19 protein-coding genes are annotated in these 16,767 nt (G+C 65.0%); 12 read left to right on the top strand and 7 right to left on the bottom strand.

The features are described 5' to 3' along the window. Positions 1–8: 8 nt before the first annotated feature. The 3 genes from IVA92_RS33810 to IVA92_RS33820 all read left to right on the top strand — a co-directional run bounded on the left by IVA92_RS33810 (position 9) and on the right by IVA92_RS33820 (position 3,574). A complete protein-coding gene (locus IVA92_RS33810) occupies positions 9–1,172 on the top strand; it encodes an ABC transporter permease (RefSeq protein WP_247280746.1) in 1,164 nt (387 codons plus the stop codon). Between the two features lie 30 nt (positions 1,173–1,202). Next, complete coding sequence (locus IVA92_RS33815) at positions 1,203–2,510, top strand: adenylate/guanylate cyclase domain-containing protein (protein WP_247280747.1); 1,308 nt, start codon at positions 1,203–1,205, stop codon at positions 2,508–2,510. Positions 2,511–2,668: 158 nt separating this feature from the next. Further along, positions 2,669–3,574 carry a PhzF family phenazine biosynthesis protein gene (locus tag IVA92_RS33820; RefSeq protein ID WP_247280748.1) on the top strand — a complete coding sequence of 302 codons (906 nt, stop codon included), beginning with the start codon at positions 2,669–2,671 and terminating at the stop codon, positions 3,572–3,574. A gap of 130 nt (positions 3,575–3,704) precedes the next feature. On the opposite strand, the gene IVA92_RS33825 is transcribed toward IVA92_RS33820, so the two are convergent. Further along, on the bottom strand, positions 3,705–4,166 hold the full coding sequence (locus tag IVA92_RS33825) for a DUF488 domain-containing protein (protein ID WP_247280749.1): 462 nt from the start codon (positions 4,164–4,166) through the stop codon (positions 3,705–3,707). Between the two features lie 8 nt (positions 4,167–4,174). Next, the gene (locus IVA92_RS33830) at positions 4,175–5,011 is read right to left on the bottom strand and encodes a DUF72 domain-containing protein (protein WP_247280750.1); all 837 of its coding nucleotides are present in this window, start codon (positions 5,009–5,011) and stop codon (positions 4,175–4,177) included. A 100-nt stretch (positions 5,012–5,111) separates the two neighbouring features. Between IVA92_RS33830 and IVA92_RS33835 the strand changes: the two genes are divergently transcribed. The 4 genes from IVA92_RS33835 to IVA92_RS33850 all read left to right on the top strand — a co-directional run bounded on the left by IVA92_RS33835 (position 5,112) and on the right by IVA92_RS33850 (position 8,686). Next, the gene (locus tag IVA92_RS33835; protein ID WP_247280751.1) at positions 5,112–5,492 is read left to right on the top strand and encodes a hypothetical protein; all 381 of its coding nucleotides are present in this window, start codon (positions 5,112–5,114) and stop codon (positions 5,490–5,492) included. 88 nt (positions 5,493–5,580) lie between these two features. Continuing rightward, positions 5,581–5,784, top strand: coding sequence for a hypothetical protein (locus IVA92_RS33840; protein WP_247280752.1), 204 nt, complete (start codon positions 5,581–5,583; stop codon positions 5,782–5,784). A gap of 259 nt (positions 5,785–6,043) precedes the next feature. Continuing rightward, positions 6,044–7,177: a glycosyltransferase family 2 protein gene (locus tag IVA92_RS33845; RefSeq protein ID WP_247280753.1), complete on the top strand. Its 1,134-nt coding sequence runs from the start codon at positions 6,044–6,046 to the stop codon at positions 7,175–7,177. A 6-nt stretch (positions 7,178–7,183) separates the two neighbouring features. After that, positions 7,184–8,686, top strand: a complete 1,503-nt coding sequence (locus IVA92_RS33850) for a glycosyltransferase family 39 protein (protein WP_247280754.1) — start codon at positions 7,184–7,186, stop codon at positions 8,684–8,686. Positions 8,687–8,691: 5 nt separating this feature from the next. On the opposite strand, the gene IVA92_RS33855 is transcribed toward IVA92_RS33850, so the two are convergent. After that, positions 8,692–10,581, bottom strand: a complete 1,890-nt coding sequence (locus IVA92_RS33855; RefSeq protein ID WP_247280755.1) for an adenylate/guanylate cyclase domain-containing protein — start codon at positions 10,579–10,581, stop codon at positions 8,692–8,694. Positions 10,582–10,642: 61 nt separating this feature from the next. Continuing rightward, a complete protein-coding gene (locus IVA92_RS33860) occupies positions 10,643–11,167 on the bottom strand; it encodes a FecR domain-containing protein (protein WP_247280756.1) in 525 nt (174 codons plus the stop codon). 671 nt (positions 11,168–11,838) lie between these two features. Between IVA92_RS33860 and IVA92_RS33865 the strand changes: the two genes are divergently transcribed. Then, a complete protein-coding gene (locus IVA92_RS33865) occupies positions 11,839–12,945 on the top strand; it encodes a DUF2778 domain-containing protein (protein ID WP_247280757.1) in 1,107 nt (368 codons plus the stop codon). Between the two features lie 7 nt (positions 12,946–12,952). On the opposite strand, the gene IVA92_RS33870 is transcribed toward IVA92_RS33865, so the two are convergent. Together IVA92_RS33870 and IVA92_RS33875 are read right to left on the bottom strand one after the other, a co-directional pair. Continuing rightward, the gene (locus IVA92_RS33870; RefSeq protein ID WP_247280758.1) at positions 12,953–13,582 is read right to left on the bottom strand and encodes a glutathione S-transferase N-terminal domain-containing protein; all 630 of its coding nucleotides are present in this window, start codon (positions 13,580–13,582) and stop codon (positions 12,953–12,955) included. An 11-nt stretch (positions 13,583–13,593) separates the two neighbouring features. Continuing rightward, on the bottom strand, positions 13,594–14,187 hold the full coding sequence (locus tag IVA92_RS33875; RefSeq protein WP_247280759.1) for a cysteine hydrolase family protein: 594 nt from the start codon (positions 14,185–14,187) through the stop codon (positions 13,594–13,596). Positions 14,188–14,315: 128 nt separating this feature from the next. On the opposite strand from IVA92_RS33875, the gene IVA92_RS33880 reads away from it, so the two are divergent. The 4 genes from IVA92_RS33880 to lepB all read left to right on the top strand — a co-directional run bounded on the left by IVA92_RS33880 (position 14,316) and on the right by lepB (position 16,066). Further along, complete coding sequence (locus tag IVA92_RS33880) at positions 14,316–15,149, top strand: LysR family transcriptional regulator (protein WP_247280760.1); 834 nt, start codon at positions 14,316–14,318, stop codon at positions 15,147–15,149. 170 nt (positions 15,150–15,319) lie between these two features. Beyond that, a complete protein-coding gene (locus tag IVA92_RS35690) occupies positions 15,320–15,730 on the top strand; it encodes a S26 family signal peptidase (RefSeq protein ID WP_253075130.1) in 411 nt (136 codons plus the stop codon). After that, entirely contained in the window at positions 15,661–15,843 is a 183-nt protein-coding gene (locus tag IVA92_RS35695; RefSeq protein ID WP_253075131.1) for a S26 family signal peptidase, read from the top strand. The genes IVA92_RS35690 and IVA92_RS35695 overlap by 70 nt, the downstream gene beginning before the upstream one ends. Beyond that, a complete protein-coding gene (lepB, locus tag IVA92_RS35700; protein ID WP_346015466.1) occupies positions 15,773–16,066 on the top strand; it encodes a signal peptidase I in 294 nt (97 codons plus the stop codon). The genes IVA92_RS35695 and lepB overlap by 71 nt, the downstream gene beginning before the upstream one ends. 175 nt (positions 16,067–16,241) lie before the next feature. Here the strand turns inward: lepB and IVA92_RS33890 are convergent. Beyond that, on the bottom strand, positions 16,242–16,767 hold a 526-nt coding region (locus tag IVA92_RS33890; protein WP_276327052.1), incomplete at its 5' end, for a TCP-1/cpn60 chaperonin family protein.

The raw sequence follows: 16,767 nt of genomic DNA on the forward strand, positions 1-16,767 counted from the left end.
AATTTCCCATGAGCGCTGTCGATCATCCCGCGCCGGCCCACGAAATCCGGGAGCGCTTCGGCTTCTGGAAACGCTCCTATGCGATGCTGGTCAAGGAGTTCATCCAGCTGAGGCGCGACCGCGTCTCGTTCGCCATGATCGTGATGCTGCCGGTGATGCAGCTCATGCTGTTCGGCTATGCCATCAACACCACACCGCGTAACCTGCCAAGCGCGGTGCTGCTCCAGGAGGACTCCGATCTCGCCCGCTCGATCCTGAAGGCGCTGGAGAACACCGCCTATTTCCGCTTCCTCTATGAAGTGCACGATGTCGATGATTTCGACAATCTGCTGAAATCCGGCAAGGTGCTGTTCGGCGTCGAGATCCCGCGCGGCTTCGAGCGGGCGGTGCGGCGCGGCGACAGGCCGGCGCTGCTGGTCGCGGCCGACGCCACCGATCCGGTTGCGGCAAGCTCGGCGATCGGTTCGCTCGGCATGGTGGTGCAGACCGCGCTCAAGCACGATCTCTACATCGGCGATCCCCCGGAGATGCCGTTCGAGATCCGCGCCCATGCCCGCTACAATCCGGCCGCGGCCTCCAGCCTCAACATCGTGCCGGGCCTCGTCGGCACCATCCTCACCATGACCATGCTGATCTTCACCGCGCTGTCGGTCACGCGCGAGGTCGAGCGCGGCACCATGGAGAGCCTGTTGTCGATGCCGATCAAGCCGGTCGAGGTGATGTTCGGCAAGATCGTGCCTTACGTCCTGGTCGGCTTCCTCCAGGCCTTCCTCATCATTGGCATTGGTGTCGGCCTGTTCGGCGTGCCCCTGCTTGGCAATCTGTTCCTCCTGGCGCTGCTCTCGACGCTGTTCATCACCACGAATCTGTCGATCGGCTACACGATCTCCACGCTGGTGCAGAACCAACTTCAGGCCATGCAGATGTCGATGATGTTCTTTCTGCCGAGCATCCTGCTCTCCGGCTTCATGTTCCCGTTCGCGGGGATGCCGGCCTGGGCGCAATATCTCGGCGAGGGCCTGCCGCTGACCCATTATCTGCGTATCGTCCGCGCCATCATGCTGAAGGGCGCGACCATGCAGAACCTGCGCTTCGACACGCTGGCGCTGGCGGCCCTGATGCTGCTTGCCATGACCATCGCAGTGACGCGCTTCCGCCGCACGCTGGATTGAGGCAAGATGCCCCCGGAATCGAGGGGCGGAATGGCGAAATTTGCGAGCAGGAAGACGCGGCAGCATGCCGTGCTATCGGACGATTTCGAGCGTGAGCTGACGCGGGAGGTGCTGCGCACCGAACTGTTGCGGGTGCGCGCGCTGATCATGACGGGCTGCGTCATGGTGTTGTTCCTCACCGCGATCTATCTGATCGAGCCCGCTGTCGTGAACCGGGTCTGGCGCGGAACGGAAGGGCTGATCGAGGTCTATGGCCTTCTGGTCGGTTTCATCCTGTTCGAAGTCTGGGTCCACACCCAGATCAGGAAGAACCTCCGCCTCGATCGCGACCTGCCGGTGATCAGGCGCTATATCGGCACGCTGATCGAGACCTCGCTGCCCACGGTGATTCTCATCCTGCAAATCCGGACCATGGGCGCGAGCCAGGCGCTCGGCTTCGCCGTGCCGCTGATGTACTTCATTTTTGTCATCCTCTCGACCCTGCGGCTCGATTTCTGGCTCTCCACCTTCACGGGTTTCGTGGCCGCCGCCGGACTTCTGGCCGTCGCGCTGTATTACAATTTGGCGAGCGAAGCCGGCGAGCCCCAGATCTATTTTCACGCGGTGCGCAGCATTGTCATCCTGATCTGCGGCGTGCTCGCCGGCGCCGTCGGCGCGCAGCTGCGGCGGCAATTTGCCGCGAGCATCGCGGCGGCGACCGCGCGCGACCGGGTGACCAATCTGTTCGGCCAACACGTCTCGCCGCAGGTGGTGGAGCGGCTGATGGCGGCGGGAACGAGCGCCAGCGGTGATCTCCGCCGCGTCGCGGTGATGTTCGTCGATTTCCGCGGCTTCACGGCCGGCGCGCAGTCCCGCACGCCCCAGGAGGTGGTCGACCGGCTCGACGGCGCCTTCGCAATATTGGTCGACATTCTCGATCGCCACGGCGGTATCGTGAACAAGTTTTTGGGTGACGGTTTTCTCGCGCTGTTCGGCGCGCCGCTGGAAGCCTCCGACGCCGCGCATCGCGCTGTCGCCGCAGGCCGCGAGATGCTAACCGCGATGAATCGCATCAACGCGCAAACCAGCTGGCCGCTGCGGATCGGCATCGGCATCCATTTCGGTGAGGTTGTCCCCGGCAATATCGGCTCGCCCCGACGCAAGGAATACACGGTCATCGGCGACACCGTGAACTTCGCCTCGCGGCTGGAGGCGCTGAACAAGGAGTTCGGCTCCCAGCTCCTGATTTCCGCATCCGTCCGCGAAGTGCTGGGCGACGACGGCAGCGACGCCGTGGCGCTGGGCGAGGTCGAGGTGCGCGGCTATGAGCGGCCGGTCGCGGTGTTTCAGCTGGGGTGAGCGCTGTCTGGAACGGGGCGTAGGCAAAGCGCTCACCGTCTCTTCCGGGAATGCTCCGATTGCTCCGAATTTTGGGGCATGACGGGCGATGCTGCCGGCCTGTAGTGTTGCCGAAGACGCGGCCGGTTGCGGCCGCGACTTGCATGGGGAAACGAAAGATGCAGCGCCGCTACATCACCGTCGATGTGTTCACCGACCGCGCCTTTGGCGGCAATCAGCTCGCCGTGGTGCTCGATGCCGGCGGGCTCTCCACTGAGCAGATGCAGGCGATCGCCACCGAATTCAACTACTCCGAGACGACCTTCGTGCTGCCGCCGCGCGACAAGGCGAATGATGCCGAGGTGCGCATCTTCACCCCCGTCAGGGAGATGCCCTTTGCAGGTCATCCGAATGTCGGCACGGCCTTCGTGCTGGCGACGATCGCCAAGGAGCCGAAGCCGCGCCTGCTGTTCGAAGAGAAGGCCGGACTCGTGCCGGTCGACATCCGGCGGGAGCAGGGCCGGGTGGTGAGCACCGAGCTCACCGCGCCGCAGCCGCTGTCCCGGCTGTCGCAATTGCCTGCCCTGGATGCCGCGAGCTGTATTTCGCTCAGCGCGGAGGATATCAAGGTCGACCGTCACGTGCCGCAGGTTGTCGGTGTTGGAACGCCATTTCTGGTGATCGAGCTGCATTCGCGCGATGCGCTCAAGCAGGCGAGATCCGATGCGGCGGCCTTTGGCCGGGTATTTCCGCGCGACGGCGCGGCCTCGGCCTGGTTCTATACGCGCGATGTGCCCGCGGCGGAGGCGCCCTGCGAGCTTCAAGCGCGGATGTTCATGCGCGGTGCCGGCGGTCTCGCCGAGGATCCTGCCACCGGCAGCGCCACGGTCGCGGCCGCCGCGCTGTTCGCCGACCTCGACCCCGCGCGCGACGGCGAATTCAAGCTCACCGTCGGTCAAGGTTTTGACATGGGCCGGCCGAGCCTGCTGCTGACGCGGGTGCGCAAGCAGGACGGCAAGATCCGCTCCGCCCATGTCGGTGGCAGCTGCGTGCAGATGATGGAAGGGACGTTTAAGCTGGGCTGATTTGTCGTTCCGGGGCAGCGCGTTGCGCTGAGCCCGGAAGCCGTCCACCAACTCTGCCGCCCGATGGATTCTCAGGTGCGCAATTGCGCACCGTAGTTCGCGCTGACGCAGGCTCCGGAATGACGAAGCGCTACACCTGCCGCCCCGCCAGATTCGTCACCGCCACGCCATCGCGCTCCTCGATGATCTCCGCAATCATCTGGCGGTGGCAGTGGGTGTGGTCGCGCTCGTAGCAGAGCAGGCACACCGGGCCGGCCTTCTTCACCAGCGCCGAGAGCTCGTCCATCTCTTCCCTCGCCTGCGGCGTCTTCAGGTGCTTTGAATAGATCTTCTCCAGCACGTCGTATTGCCCGCTGCGCGCGGCGAGCCGGCCTTCCTTCGGAGTGCCGAGCGCGGCGAGGTGGACATAGCCGATGCCGCGCTCATCGAGGCCCGCGGACAGCTGCTTCTTGGAAAAGCCCGGCCGGCGCGAGGACGTCACCGCGCGCACGTCGACCACGAGCTTGACGCCGGCCTGCTCCAGCTCGTCGAGAACCGCTTTGGGCGGTGTCTGCTCATAGCCGATGGTGAAGAGTTTTTTCGCCTTCGCCATGGACATCCTCAGCTCACCCGCGCGATCAGTTCCATGGCGCCCTGCGGCGCGCGCACCTTGCCTTCGTGGATGACGTAGGCGAACACGTCGCGCGGCTCCTTCTTCGGCTTGGCTTTGTCAACCTTCGGCAGGTCATCGGGTTCACTGCCCGAAGCCCAGGCCTGAAAGCGCGCGGCCCAGGCATCGAGCTGCTTCGGCGGATAGCAGGTCTTGATCTCGTCATTGCCCTTCTGAAGCCTTGCATAGACGAAGTCGCCGGCGACGTCGGCAATCGCCGGATATTTGCCGTGCTCGGCGAACACCACCGGCGTCTCGAATTCGCGGATCAGCGCAACGAAATCCGGCGTGCAGAAGCTGTCATGGCGCACTTCCACGACATGGCGCAGCGCGCGTCCGTCGAGCTGGCGCGGCAGCAGCTCCAGAAACTTGCCGAAATCGGCGCCGTCGAATTTTTTCGTCGGCGCGAACTGCCAGAGCACCGGCCCGAGATGGTCGCCGAGCTCCAGCACGCCGGAATCGTAGAACCGCTTGATGGAATCGCCCGCCTCGGCGAGCACGCGGCGATTGGTGGCGAAGCGCGGTCCCTTCACCGAGAACACGAAACCCTCGGGCACCTCGCTCGCCCATTTGCGAAAGCTCTCCGGCTTCTGTGAGCCGTAATAGGTGCCGTTGATCTCGATCGAGGTCAGCTTCGAGGCGGCGTACGACAGCTCCTTGGCCTGCGTCAGCTTCTCCGGATAGAACACGCCGCGCCAGGGCTCGAAGGTCCAGCCGCCGATGCCGATGAAGATGTTGCCGGATTTTTTTGACGCGGTTTTTGCTTTGGCCACGGAAGGATCTCGCATCGACGGGGAGGGACCTCATCCTAATCAAACCAGTTGTGATTGGCCAGTTGGCCGGTCCTGTCTAAGCTCGCGCCTGGACCCGCGAAAAAAGGAGAACAAGATGCGGATGCTGTTGCTGGGAGCCGCGCTCGTCATGATGACATCTGCTGCCATGACATGTTCTGCTTTGGCGGATGACGACGACACCAAAAGCGCACAGAAACTCGCCCAGCAGGGCCGCGACGATTACTGGCATTGCCTGGCGCGGGAATATTCCCGCGACTCTAATCAGGGCCTGTCGGAACAGGATTTTGGCCGTTCGGTCGCGGGCGCCTGTCCATCGGAGCGGCAATATTATCGCGTGGTGCTGCTCGATTATCTCACCACGCATTACCCCAACATCGATGCCGGCGCCCATCTCGATACCGCAAACAGGGCGGTGGAGTCGGCGCAGAAGGACATTGTGATGGCCTACGTCAAGCACCGGCCGCCGCAGAAATAGCTCCATTGAGCTTTGCGGCATGGCGAACCCTTCCGGCTGTGCGGTCATCCATGATATCACTGGGCGCATCTGGAACAGGGATGGGTCCATGTCGTCTGAGTCGGTGGGGGGCATTCTGGGCGCGATCGTCGCGGCGGCCGTGCTTGCGGTCGCCGTCGTATTCGGCCCGATTGGCCAGTACGGCAGGCCGCCCAAGCCGGTAAAAGTCGAGTCAGCCCCTGCCGCGGCACCCGCCGCCCCTGCCGCGCCGGCGCCGCGAGGGCCTGTGATTCGGGAAGTGCCCAACCAATAGGGGGCGGAAAAGTGCCCTGAAGGGGGCCTTGCGGAGCGGCCTCGCCATTCCTATCTAGCTTCTAACGGCGACGTTGAGTGACGTTCTCCGTCGTTGGAACGACCTTGGAATAGCTCAGGCCTGCGCCGGATGTACGCGCGGCCCGCCGTTCCGGGGTCGTTGGCATTTTAGGCCCTCTTTTGGGCCGTTCCCCACACAAACCTCGGCTTGGTAGCGCAAGAACTTGGCAGCGCAAGACACGGCGGATATACGCTCCGTCATGAATGAAGCGATCAGACCGGGCGCCGACAACCTGCCGCAGGCTCAAGAGGGGCCGGAACTGTCGGTGATCGTCCCGACTTTCAACGAGCGCGACAACGTCACGGTGCTGTACCGGCGGCTGGAGGCGACGCTCGCCAGCGTCGCCTGGGAAGTCGTGTTCGTCGACGACAATTCGCCCGACGGCACCTGGGACGTCGTGCGTGCGCTGGCGCAGCGCGACAGCCGTGTGCGCTGTGTCCGCCGCATCGGCCGCCGCGGCCTGTCAGGCGCCTGCATCGAGGGCATCCTCGCCTCGAGCGCACCCTATGTGGCCGTGATCGACGCCGACCTGCAGCATGACGAGACGCAACTGCCGAAGATGCTGTTGCTGCTCGCGAGCGATCAAGCCGACATCGTGGTCGGCAGCCGCTACATCGAGGGCTACAAGAGCGAGGGCTTCAACAAGCAGCGCGCGGGGGCCAGCGCGCTGGCGACCGAGTTCGCCCGGAAGATGCTGCGGGTCGAGATCGCCGATCCCATGAGCGGCTTCTTCATGATCCGCCGCGATCGTTTCGAGCAGCTCGCGCCAAAGCTGTCGGTGCACGGTTTCAAGATCCTGCTCGACCTGGTCGCGACCGCGCATGGCAACTTACGTGCGGTCGAGATTCCCTACACCTTTGGCGCCCGGCAGCACGGCGAGAGCAAGCTCGATTCCATGGTCGCGCTGGACTTCCTTGGCCTCGTGCTGGCCAAGCTGAGCAACGACATCGTCTCGCTGCGCTTTATCTTGTTCGCGATGGTCGGCGGCATCGGCCTCGTGGTGCATCTCGCCACGCTGTTCATCGCGCTTCAGCTGTTCAAGGCGCCGTTCGCGGAGGCGCAGGCCGCCGGCGCCATCGTCGCCATGACCAGCAATTTCATCCTCAACAACTTCCTCACTTATCGCGACCAGCGGCTGAAGGGCTTTGCGCTGCTGCGCGGCTTGATCGCCTTCTACATCGTGTGCAGCGTCGGCCTGCTCGCCAATGTCGGCGTCGCCTTCTCGGTCTACGACCAGGAGCCGATCTGGTGGCTGGCCGGCATGGCCGGTGCATTGATGGGCGTGGTGTGGAACTACGCGATGTCCGGACTGTTCGTCTGGCGCAAGAAATAGCGCGATATGGGCGGAGCTGACGCGCGGATCGTCCGCAACACCGCGCTCACGATTCTTGCGTTGGTCGTGTTGCGGCTGGTCGCCGCGGCTTTCACGCCGATCACCTTCGACGAAGCCTATTACTGGATGTGGTCGAAAAATTTGGCGGGCGGTTACTACGACCACCCGCCGATGGTGGCCTATGTGATCCGCGCCGGCACCATGATTGCCGGCGACACTGAGCTCGGCGTCCGCCTTGTCTCGATCCTGCTGGCGCTGCCGATGAGCTATGCGGTCTACCGCTCGGCCGCGATCCTGTTCGGCAGCGCGCGCGTGGCCGCCACCAGCGCCATCCTGCTCAACGTGACGATGATGGCCGCGGTTGGCACGCTGATCGTCACGCCTGATGCGCCGCTGCTGGTCGCCTCCAGTTTCGTGCTGTTCTTCCTCGCAAAGGTGCTGGAGACCGGACGCGGAGCATGGTGGCTTGCGGCCGGCGCGGCCGTCGGTGCGGCGCTGCTGTCGAAATACACCGCGATGTTCTTTGGGCTGGCGATCCTGATCTGGCTCGCTTCCGTCCCGAAGCTGCGGCACTGGTTTCTCTCGCCCTGGCCCTATCTCGGCGGTCTCGTGGCCCTCGCGCTGTTCTCGCCGGTGATCCTCTGGAATGCGGACCATCACTGGGTGTCGTTCGCAAAGCAGCTCGGCCGCGCCAGAATCGAGGACTTCCGTCCCGTCTTCATCGCCGAGCTGATCCCGACCCAGATCGCGTTTGCGACCCCGCTCGTCTTCATCCTGGGCGCGATGGGGCTGCATGCGCTGACCTGGCACCGGGCCGGCGCGCTGGCCTCGCGCGTGCTGATCGCGACGATGTTCTGGACCGTCGTTGCTTATTTCGTCTGGCATTCGCTACACGCCCGCGTCGAGGCCAACTGGTTTGCGCCGGTCTACCCACCCTTCGTCGTCGCCGCGGCCGCCGCCGCCAACCTCGTGCAGTGGAAGCCGCGCCAGCGGCGCCTGGTGGATTTCTGCCTGCGGTGGGCCGCGCCGGTCAGCATCGTGATGTTTGCGGTCCTGATCGTGCAGGCCAATACCGGCTGGCTGTCCGGCTATCGCCGCGATGCCACTGTGCGCAGCGTCGGCGTCGGCTGGCGTGAGCTTGCCGCGCAGATCGAAGCGGTGCGCGCGCGCAGTGGCGCGACCTGTGTGCTCGCGCAGGACTATGGCACCACGGGCTGGCTCGCCTTTTATTTGCCGCGCGGCACCTGCGTGGCCCAGCAGACCCAGCGCATCCGCTGGGTCAACATGCCCGACCCCGATCCCAAGCTGCTCGCCGGCAAGCTGCTCTATGTCGACGAGCTGCGCAGCGATGGTCATCCTGCCCTCAACGACCTCTTTGAGAAGGTGACGCAGATTGCGCAATTGCAGCGCAAGCGCGGGCCGCTCGTGGTCGAGACCTACGGCATCGATCTCTTGGAAGGCGCCAAGGGCGACGTGCTCGACCGCTCCCCGCCGCCGGAAGCGCGGTAAGGGCTTCAGCCGATCATCTCGGCCTTGGTGGCGGCCTGGTCCGGTACGTCCCGATCGCGCCAGAACCAGACGGTCACGACGCCGGAGCGGCCGCGGACTTGCGTGAGCAGGGGGCCTGACAGGATGCCGTCGGGAGCGCCGTGGAAGTCGGCGGTGTCCAGCAGCGTATCGCTCAGCGCAAGCCGCGCGCCGTTCCGGGCGGCGACCTCCATCAGCCGGCTCGCGACGTTGACGGTGTCGCCGGTCGCCGTGATGTGCTGGTGGCTTTCGCCGAGGCGGGAGGCGACGATCTCGCCGAAATGCGCGCCGATCTTGAAGCCGAGCTGATGTCCGATGGCAGGCGGCAACGAGGCGATCCAGCGCTCGACTCCGCGATGCAGGTCGATCGCGCATTTCAGCGCGCGCGCCGCGTCATCGGGTATTGCGCGCGGCAGTCCGAACAGGATCATGGCGCCATCGCCGAGAAAGCCGGTGATCAAGCCGCCGCAATCGGCTGCGGTCTTGTCCAGCAGCGCGTGGAACGCCTTCAGGATGTCCTGGAGCGCGTCCGGATCGGTCCGTTCGCTCAAGCCTGTGAAGCCAGAGAGATCGATGAAAACCACGGCGGCGTCTTGCCGAATGGGCTTGGACAGGAAATTCGGATCGCGCGCCAGCCAGTCCTGCACCGCCGGCGCCTGGAATTGCGCCAGCGACCTGCTCTTGGCGGCGAGATATTGCGTGCGGCGGCCTCCCGCCCACAGCTGCACGCCGGCAAAGATCGCAACCGGCGGCACGGCCGCGGCGAGCGTCGTCGCGGCATTCAGCCAGATGCCGTGGGTGAACGCGAACAGGTTCAGCCCGGCCCACGCGATCATCACCGCGGCCGCCGCCATGATGCCGAGTGCACTGCGCCGCCAGGCAAGCAGGCCGACCAACAGCATTGGCAAGAGGATCGCGGCGAATGCGTCGGCGGTATGCACCCTGCGGTCGCGCACGATGCCGTCGCCAGCGACGAGGTGGGTGATTGCGGTCGCGACCACCTCGACGCCGGGCATCAGCGAATCGAACGGCGTCGGGTAGAAGTCGCCGCCGCCGGCGACCGCGGCGCCGATCACGACGATCCGGTTCTCGATCGCGGCGCGGTTGAGCGTGCCGTCGAAAATGCTCTGCGCGCTGACGGTGCGGATGGTGCGGCGCGGGCCGTAATAGGTGATCGGCAGCGCGAAGTCGGTATCGGTCGGCACCACGCGGTCACCGAGCCTGAGATGATCCGGCGCGATCGTCAGCGGCTTGTCGAGCGCGCGGGCCGCCACGCGCAAAGGAAACGACAGCTCGACCTTGTCGGCCGTCCGGAACAGCATCGGCACCGAAAGCGGCGAGCCCGACTGTCCCGTCGCGACGTTGACGACGCCGACCTCTGCATGCTCGGCGAAGGCGGGCAGCGGCAGCAGGAAGCGCTCGGCCTGCGGCAGGACCGCAAGGGGACCTTCGCTGCTCGGCGCCACGGTCTCGCTGTCGGTCGGGAAGATCGCCGCCGCCGCGAGCACCATCGGACCGGTGGCGAGCGTGTTGGCGAGCGTCGCATCGCCGATCGCGGCACTGCGGTCGACCAGCAGCAAGTCGATCGCGATGACCTTCGGCTTGAACTGCACGATGGTGTCGACGACGCGGGCGAGATCGGCCCGGGGCAGCGGATAGCTGCCGCCGCGCTTCACCACAGTATCGTCGATCGCTACGATGGTGACGAGATCGGGCGGGCGCTGCACGCCGCGGACCTGGGTCCGCCAATCCGTCAACGTCGCTTCGAGGCGGTCGAGAAAGCGCAGATGGCCGTTGGCGTGCGCGGCAAAGATGCCCGCGCCCCATAGCGCGGTGAGAACGAGTGCCACCAGGATCTGAACGCGTCGGCTACGCATGCGGTCGGTTTGCAATCTTCTACTGTCCAAATCTTATTGAGCTGAGCCTTATCGACCCAGCTTATTGTCCGAGTCGTGCCATCAGCGCGTCGACGCGCGGCTGGCCCCACGTCTTGACGGTCAACGGGCCGGTTGCCTCGACATCGACCCCTTCGCCGGGTCCGAGCACGACACCGCGTCCACGAGCCCTGCGGGTCACGCCGACGCGGCCGTCAGCGACGAACACGGAGGTCTTGGCGTCCGCGACATCGACCGCCCATTTCGTGCCGCGCACCGCCGCGATCGCCTGCGGGGTCAACACCTTGAAGGGATTGCCGCCGGGCTTCTTGGGCACCTCGATCAGCAGGGCTTTGCTGCTCAATTCCACGGAGTCTATATGTCCGTCGCGGTTGGCGTCCTTTAGTTCAAATCTGGCGCCGTTTTCCGCAACGATCGTGATGCCGTTGTCGCAGCGCCAAACCTGCGTGCCCACGGCCGACGGCGATGCCGTACAGCCCGCATTGGCAGCAGACTGTGCCCTTGCAAACCCAATCAACAACAATAAACACGCCAGGGCGCAAAACCCGGCGCGCGAAAAGCCTCTCATGCCTGCCTCCGTTTGCGTGCTCGGCACAGTTCAAGGCGATGTTGATACGGTACCGTATCACACGCAGAGGCTGCCGAAAAGTACTGACTCAGGAGCTATTTTCTCGTCGCGGCGATTTCCAGGCCGGCGCGATCAACTTTCAGTCACAGCGCCGTGCCGCGTGAGCACTTCCGTCCCGCGGTGCGTGACCTGCATGAGCTGTTGCCGCGACCGCCCGGCGCGCGGCAGGGCGGCTGGAGTCCACCAGCCTCGCAACCCCTCGGCGCTGTGGTCAGGCCCAGTTTGATGATCACGAAAAAGGCGCTGTTGGGTGCGTCTTGGCTGCGGGCGGAGGCGTCGGGTGGCCGGCCTGAACCGGTCGAGAATTCATGGTTAACAGTTTCGGCTAAGGCCGTAATTCTGCGGGCTTTTTTCCCGAAATGGGACGACGTTAACGAGTTGCCCCATATCCGCCTGAACTTAATCTGCATTTAACTAAAAGTCGCCTTAATGACGCTCCGACCCTCTGCGAGATGCTGGTCCCGGATCGTGACCAGCGGCGCTTCGAAGGGGGACTGAGTGACACCGTCCTGGACGCAAGGCGAATGAGTACGAGTATCGCTGCGCAGAGTAACGCGGCACGGAAGTCCAAGAAATTCTCGAAGAATTATTCGCGGAAATCTTCCCGGAAAATGACCACCCGTAATTGGCTCGGCGCCACGGCGATCGGCTGCGTCGTGATTGGCGCCGGCTGGACCATCTACCACAACATCCTTGGCGCCAGCGTCTATCCGACCGTCGGCAACAGCGGCTACGACGAGCCCGTGATCAAGCGCGCACCCAAGGTGGTGCTGCGCGAGGCGGGCGAGGCGGTCAAGGAAACCTTCGCGCTCCTGCCGGACCGGTTGCAGGTGACCGCGCCGATCTCGCGCGAGATGTTCAACGAGCGCTTTGCCGCGGCTGCGACGCAAGGCGTGGCCTCGAGCGCGGCCAGCGCCGCGCCTGCAGCGCCGGCAATCAGCGTTGCCGAGGCCAAGGACGCTATCAAGGATGCGTCGAAGGAAGCCGCGAAGCCCAACGTGATCGCGAAGGTCGCGGACGCGCTGAAGCCGCAAGGCTCGGCCAAGATCGTGGACGCTGCCAAGGCCAAGCGCGCTGACGCCGGTGTGCAGCTGGCCTCGGCCGATCCGGCCGAGATCGTGCCGGCGCCCGAGGCTAAACCAAAATCCTTCGCCGATCGCGCCAAGGCTGCGGTGATGTCGATCACCGGTCCGCGCCAATCGATGGTCGAGAAACTCTGGGGCAAGCGTGAGCCGTCCGGCGGGCTCTTGGCGTATGCCTCGGCCGATGCCAGCATCACAGCGTCCATCGCGCCGAAGGAGCAGAATCCGATGTTCGGCGGTGCGCCGCCCTATGAGCGCGACACCGCGGTCTACGACATCACCGCCAAGACGGTTTATCTGCCCGATGGCACCAAGCTCGAGGCGCATTCCGGCCTCGGCTCCAATCTCGACGATCCGCGCTCCCAGCGCCAGCGTATGCGCGGTGTGACGCCGCCGCACATCTACACGCTGAAGCCGCGCGAGGCGCTGTTCCACGGCGTGCCGGCGCTGCGCCTGACCCCGCTCGGCGGCGAGAGCGCGATCTACGGCCGCGACGGCCTGCTCGCGCACACCTTCATGCTCGGTCCGAACGGCGATTCCAACGGCTGCGTGTCGTTCAAGGATTATTACGCGTTCCTGGACGCCTACCGCAACAAGGGCATCCGCAAGCTCGCGGTGCTGGCGCGGGTGGAGTGAGACGCGCTCAACTCGCCATCGTCTTGCGCAGCGCCATCTCGGTCGCGATCGCCTCACGCACGGCGGGCCGCGCCTGCATGCGCTCGAGATAGGCGGCCAACGATGGCCACTGCGCGATATCGATTCCTGCATGACGGAGCAGCAGCAACGCCCAGGTGAGATGCGCATCCGCAACGGTGAAGCCGTGACCGACCAGGAATTCGCGGTCCGCCAGATGCGCTGATGGCGCCGACAATGTCTGCACAATTCTAGCGCGCGGCTTGGCGAGCGAGCCGTCGTCCTTGTACCAGAAGGCCGGAAACAGGAACGCCTTGTGGATCTCGGCGCCGATGAAGCTCAGCCATTCCTGGAGGCGATAGCGGTCGGGATCGCCAAACCGGGGCGCAAGGCCCGCCTGCGGCCTCACATCGGCGATGTATTGCAGCACTGCCGCGCTTTCGGTCAACCGCTCGCCGTTCTCCAGGACGAGGACCGGCACCGCGCCCTTCGGCGACACATCGCGGAAATCGGTGTCGTCGTCCACGACCTTCTTCGTCCAGATATGGGCAAGGTGATACTGAGCCTCGACGCCCGCCTCCATCAGCGCGATACGGCTCGAGAGCGAGCAGGCCATCGGGAAGAAATAGAGCTGCAGCATCCTGAACTCCTTCACGCCAGCGCATCGCCGCGCGCGATGATCGCGAAGCGGTCCGAGAGCTCGGCCAGCGCGACCTCGTGGATGGTCCGGGCATCCAGCGTGCCGCCGCGGCCGTCGGGCAGATCACGCGTGGCGCAGGAATCGGCATCGATGGTCGTGCGAAACCCGAGATCGAGCGCGGCGCGGGCGGTGGAGCTGACGCACATGTGCGTCATGAATCCGGCCAACACGATGTTGTTGCGTCCGCTGGCGGCGAGCTGCGCCTGCAGGCCGGTGCCGGCGAAAGCGTTCGGCAACTCCTTCTCGATCACGAGCTCGTCCGCAAGCGGCGCGAGCTCGGCGACGATGGCGCCGCGATCGGCGGAGCGATCGAACAGGCCGCCGGGCTTGCCGCGATGGGCGATATGGATGATCGCAGATCCGCGCTCGCGCGCCCGCGCCAGCAGGACGGTCGCCCGCGCGATCGCAGGCTTGGCGTCCGGCAGGGCGAGGGGACCTGCGAGATATTCGTTCTGGATGTCGATCAGCACCAGCGCGGCGTCGTCAAGACGCGGCGGAGTGAGGTCGGCACCGGCGAGCTGCAGCAGGGTCTTTGCGGGCATCATGATCTTCAGAATCTCCAAGCGTAAGGTTGGCCGAGCATAGCTCGTCGGTAGCCTGCCGATATGCAGGGATATTGCAGCCGACGGCTGCGATATTGCAGGCCAATGCCAGCCGATGTAGCCTTGAAACCATGAATTGGGACGATCTTCGCATCATCGCCGCGGTCAGAGACGAGGGCACCTATGCCGGCGCCAGCGCGCGGCTGCGCATCGACGAGACCACGGTCGGACGTCGGCTGGCGCGCATCGAATATGCGCTCGGCCTGCGCCTGTTTGAGGCTGCCGACGGTGTCCGCAAGCCGACGCGTCAGTGCGAGGCGGTGCTGGCGCACGTCCAAGCCATGGCCGCGCATGCCGCCGAGATCGGTCGCATCAGTGAGAGCATGCCCGGCCCCGTGGGGCGGCTGCGCATCGCCGCGACCAATGCGGTCGCCGAGGAGGTGCTGTCCCCGCATGCGAGCGAGTTCCTGCGCGCCAATCCCGGCCTGACGCTGCAATTCCTGACCTCGAGCGAGAACGTCAGGTTCTCGCGCTGGGAGGCCGATCTCGCGATCCGCCTGCGCAAGCCCGACAAGGGCGACTTTTCGATCTCCAGGCTCGGCGACATCCGCATCTACTATTTTGAACCGGACGCGACTGAAGGCGAGCCGGTGCTATGCGCTTATCCGGACGAGCTCGGCGCCATTCCCGAGATGCAATTCCTGCGGACGAAGAAAATCCGCCCTCGCTGCGTGACCGACAATGTCCGCATCATCCGCACCCTGATCCGCTCGCATCAGGCCGCTGGCGTGTTGCCGGAGCACAGCTGCACCGAGCTGCTCGGCGATCGCCGCCTGCGCGCCACGCTGCTGCCGAAACGCCGCGACGTCTGGCTGCTCGTGCAAAACCATCTCAAGCGCGACGCCGCGACACGTGTGACGATCGACTGGCTGCGAGCGTGTTTCAGCGAACTTGCGCGGGGATAACCCGAGAGCGCGTGAAAACCCGAAGGCCCATGGGCGGCCTTCACATATCCGTTGTGTCGCCCTTGCCATGAATGGCCGAACCTATGCGACCGAGATCACGGAGCCGGGATTGCACGCGCGCGAAAGTTGCGTAATCTCGCGACGGCTACGGATTTGATCAGGGCAGGTGCATGACCATTCAGGAAACATTCCGGCCGCGGTCGTCGGCGCAGTCGCGTGAATGGAAGGCGATTGTCATCCTGATCCTGTTGATTCCGCTGCTGTGGTCGCCGCCGTTCCTGTTTCGCTTCTTGCTGTATCAGCCGTTCAACATCCCTTCTCGTTCGATGGCGCCGACGCTGATGGTCGGCGACTACGTCTTCGTCGCGAAATATGCCTATGGCTACGGCCGCTATTCCTTTCCTTTCGCGCCGTCCTGGATCTCGGGCCGCCTGTTCGCCGCCGAACCGGAATATGGCGAATCGTCGTGTTCCGGACGGCGAAGGACAGTTCGGTCGATTACGTCAAGCGCATGGTCGGGCTGCCCGGCGACCGCATCCAGGTGCGGCAGGGCCAGCTCATGCTCAACGACCGTCCAGTGACGCGCGCCGCTCGAGCACGGGCTCGCAGGCATCGCCTGCGGTGTGGATGGCAGCTTCAAGGTCAAGCGGTGGCGCGAGACGCTGCCGAGCGGCGTGTCCTATGTGACCTATGACTGCATCGATAACGGCTTCCTGGACAATACGGATGTCTTCACGGTGCCGCCGGGCCACTTCTTCGTGCTCGGCGACAACCGGGACAATTCCACCGACAGCCGCATGACGTCGACATTCGGTTTCGTGCCGATGGACAATCTCGTCGGGAAGGTGACGCGGATCTTCTGGTCGTTCGACGAAGACGGCGAGCCGCACATGGAGCGGCTGGGGAAGGTGCGGTGAATGGTCTCGTCATCCAGGCGGTGTGCGTGGCCGGATTGCGCTGCGCTCCGTCCGCTCGTCATTCCGGGGCTCGCGCCCAAGAGGGCGCGCCCCGGAATGGCGGTGGCGGGAAGGTTGCCCAAAACAAAAACCCCGGCATTGCTGCCGGGGTTTCGTACTCCTTGAGATGGCTGGATCAGAAGTCCATGCCGCCCATGCCGCCGCCGGGGGGCATCGCCGGGCCGGCGCCGCCCTTCTTGGGCAGCTCGGCGACCATGGCTTCCGTGGTGATCAGGAGCGCGGCCACCGAGGCTGCGTTCTGGATCGCGGTGCGGACCACCTTGGTCGGGTCGATGATGCCCTTCTTGACGAGGTCGGCATATTCGCCGGTCTGGGAATCGAAGCCGTAATTATAGGCCTTGTTCTCCAGGATCTTGCCGACGATCACCGAGCCGTCTTCGCCGGCGTTGATAGCGATCTGGCGAGCGGGCGCCGACAGCGCCTTGCGCACGATCTCGACGCCGGTCTTCTGGTCGTCGTTCTTGGTGCGCAGGCCCTTGAGCTGCTCGGAGGCACGGAGCAGGGCGACGCCGCCGCCGGGGACGATGCCTTCTTCCACGGCCGCGCGGGTCGCATGCATCGCGTCATCAACGCGATCCTTGCGCTCCTTCACCTCGACCTCGGTCGCGCCGCCGACGCGGATCACCGCGACGCCGCCGGCG

The sequence above is a fragment of the Bradyrhizobium sp. 154 genome (assembly GCF_023073875.1).
In the GTDB taxonomy this organism is placed as follows: domain Bacteria; phylum Pseudomonadota; class Alphaproteobacteria; order Rhizobiales; family Xanthobacteraceae; genus Bradyrhizobium.

What these genes read in the sequence shown, in the direction of transcription:
- IVA92_RS33810 (WP_247280746.1), top strand. Translation starts at nt 9, where the DNA reads ATGAGCGCTGTCGATCATCCCGCGCCGGCCCACGAAATCCGGGAGCGC.
- IVA92_RS33815 (WP_247280747.1), top strand. Translation starts at nt 1,203, where the DNA reads ATGGCGAAATTTGCGAGCAGGAAGACGCGGCAGCATGCCGTGCTATCG.
- IVA92_RS33820 (WP_247280748.1), top strand. Translation starts at nt 2,669, where the DNA reads ATGCAGCGCCGCTACATCACCGTCGATGTGTTCACCGACCGCGCCTTT.
- IVA92_RS33825 (WP_247280749.1), bottom strand. Translation starts at nt 4,166, where the DNA reads ATGGCGAAGGCGAAAAAACTCTTCACCATCGGCTATGAGCAGACACCG.
- IVA92_RS33830 (WP_247280750.1), bottom strand. Translation starts at nt 5,011, where the DNA reads ATGCGAGATCCTTCCGTGGCCAAAGCAAAAACCGCGTCAAAAAAATCC.
- IVA92_RS33835 (WP_247280751.1), top strand. Translation starts at nt 5,112, where the DNA reads ATGCGGATGCTGTTGCTGGGAGCCGCGCTCGTCATGATGACATCTGCT.
- IVA92_RS33840 (WP_247280752.1), top strand. Translation starts at nt 5,581, where the DNA reads ATGTCGTCTGAGTCGGTGGGGGGCATTCTGGGCGCGATCGTCGCGGCG.
- IVA92_RS33845 (WP_247280753.1), top strand. Translation starts at nt 6,044, where the DNA reads ATGAATGAAGCGATCAGACCGGGCGCCGACAACCTGCCGCAGGCTCAA.
- IVA92_RS33850 (WP_247280754.1), top strand. Translation starts at nt 7,184, where the DNA reads ATGGGCGGAGCTGACGCGCGGATCGTCCGCAACACCGCGCTCACGATT.
- IVA92_RS33855 (WP_247280755.1), bottom strand. Translation starts at nt 10,581, where the DNA reads ATGCGTAGCCGACGCGTTCAGATCCTGGTGGCACTCGTTCTCACCGCG.
- IVA92_RS33860 (WP_247280756.1), bottom strand. Translation starts at nt 11,167, where the DNA reads ATGAGAGGCTTTTCGCGCGCCGGGTTTTGCGCCCTGGCGTGTTTATTG.
- IVA92_RS33865 (WP_247280757.1), top strand. Translation starts at nt 11,839, where the DNA reads ATGACCACCCGTAATTGGCTCGGCGCCACGGCGATCGGCTGCGTCGTG.
- IVA92_RS33870 (WP_247280758.1), bottom strand. Translation starts at nt 13,582, where the DNA reads ATGCTGCAGCTCTATTTCTTCCCGATGGCCTGCTCGCTCTCGAGCCGT.
- IVA92_RS33875 (WP_247280759.1), bottom strand. Translation starts at nt 14,187, where the DNA reads ATGATGCCCGCAAAGACCCTGCTGCAGCTCGCCGGTGCCGACCTCACT.
- IVA92_RS33880 (WP_247280760.1), top strand. Translation starts at nt 14,316, where the DNA reads ATGAATTGGGACGATCTTCGCATCATCGCCGCGGTCAGAGACGAGGGC.
- IVA92_RS35690 (WP_253075130.1), top strand. Translation starts at nt 15,320, where the DNA reads ATGACCATTCAGGAAACATTCCGGCCGCGGTCGTCGGCGCAGTCGCGT.
- IVA92_RS35695 (WP_253075131.1), top strand. Translation starts at nt 15,661, where the DNA reads ATGGTCGGGCTGCCCGGCGACCGCATCCAGGTGCGGCAGGGCCAGCTC.